Consider the following 1,589-nt stretch of genomic DNA (forward strand, 5'->3'; position numbering starts at 1 on the left):
CCCCCTTTTCCAGCCGCTATGACACGACGACGCGCGTCGCCTTGTCGGCGATCATCACGTGGTGTGCGAGGACGGGTCCGATGCCGGCGAGGGCTTCCGGACTCGTCATCTGCTGGTGCGACACGGGAACGTTGTGCACGAGGATCTCGCCGCTGATGTGCGGCCGCCACGCGGAGACTCCCGTGGGGGCATCGAAGGAATCTGCCGCTCCGAAGTACAGCAGATCGACGCCGCGCGGTGTCGACGGGCGGTGCGCGAGCGCGAGGTCGACCGTCTGCGTGAACACCCGGTGCACGGCCTCGAGGTCGCCCGCGGTCACGGCCGCGAACGGTCCGCCAGTGCGCCGCAGCACCTCCACGGCACGATCGGCGGTCGTCGCATCATCTCCGTCATCCGGGACCACCGCGCCGAACTCCGCGAGAAGCGCTGCCATGGTGGGCTTCTCGGCCGTGCGATCGAGGCCCCCGGCCAGATGGGTGTCGAGCATCGCGAGGGTGACCACCTCGTCGCCGGCGCCCGTGAGCTGCACCCCCATCTCATGGGCGATCTGGCCGCCGACCGAATAGCCCACCAGGTGGTACGGGCCGTGCGGCTGCACCGCGCGGATCCGGGCGACATACCGGGCCGCGAGTTCCTCCAGGGAGCCGACATGCAGGTCCGGGTCGGTCAGCGCCGGGGACTGCAGCCCGTACACGGGACGGTCGCCGAGGTACTGCACCAGTCCGGTGAAGCACCAGGCCAACCCGATCGCCGGATGGATGCAGAACACCGGGCTGCCGGTTCCGGTGGTACGCAGCGGCAGCAGCACGTCCAGTGACCGGTCGGCCTCATCCTCCGATCCGGGATCCTCCGGCGCCGTGACGATCATGTGTGCCAGGGATTCCGGCGTCGCATGGGTGAAGATCCACTGCACCGGCACGGCCCGCGCGGAAGACTCGGCGATCCGGGCGATCACGCTCGTCGCGGTGAGCGACGTGCCACCGAGCGTGAAGTAGTTGTCGTCGAGGCCGACACGGTCCAGTCCGAGCCCCTCGGCGAACGCGGCGGCCACCACCTCCTCGGTCGCGTTGCGCGGCGCCCGGTACTCGGCGCGCCCCGCGGTGAAGTCCGGTTCCGGCAGAGCCGCACGGTCGAGTTTCCCGTTCGCGGTCACCGGCACGGCGTCGAGCACCGTCACGGTCGCAGGGACCATGTGCGGGGCCAGGCGCGCGCGGGCGTGTGCCAGGACCGCGGACGTGTCGAGTTCCGATCCCGCGACGGGGACGACGTAGCCGGCCAATCGGTCGCCGCTGGTGTGCACGACGGCGTGGTCGATACCGGGGTATCCGAGGAGGGCTGATTCGATTTCGCCGAGTTCGACGCGGAAACCACGAATCTTCACCTGAAAATCCGAGCGACCCACATACTCGAGCACCGGCCCACCCGGACCCTCCCGCCACCGCACCACATCCCCCGTCCGATACATCCGCTGCCCCGGACCACCGAACGGATCCGCAACAAACCGCGCCGCCGTCAACCCCAACCGATTCCGATACCCCCGCGCCAACGCCGGACCCGACAAATACAACTCCCCCGCCGCCCCGAACGGC

The 1,589-nt window shown here is 69.7% G+C and carries 1 protein-coding gene; it reads right to left on the reverse strand.

Translation table 11 applies throughout. The features are described from left to right. Positions 1–16: 16 nt before the first annotated feature. Positions 17–1,589: thioesterase domain-containing protein (locus AC1DWT_RS51260; protein ID WP_477926272.1), on the reverse strand; the 1,573-nt coding region annotated here is incomplete at its 5' end.

The sequence above is a fragment of the Rhodococcus sp. P4_B6 genome, from assembly GCF_056402215.1.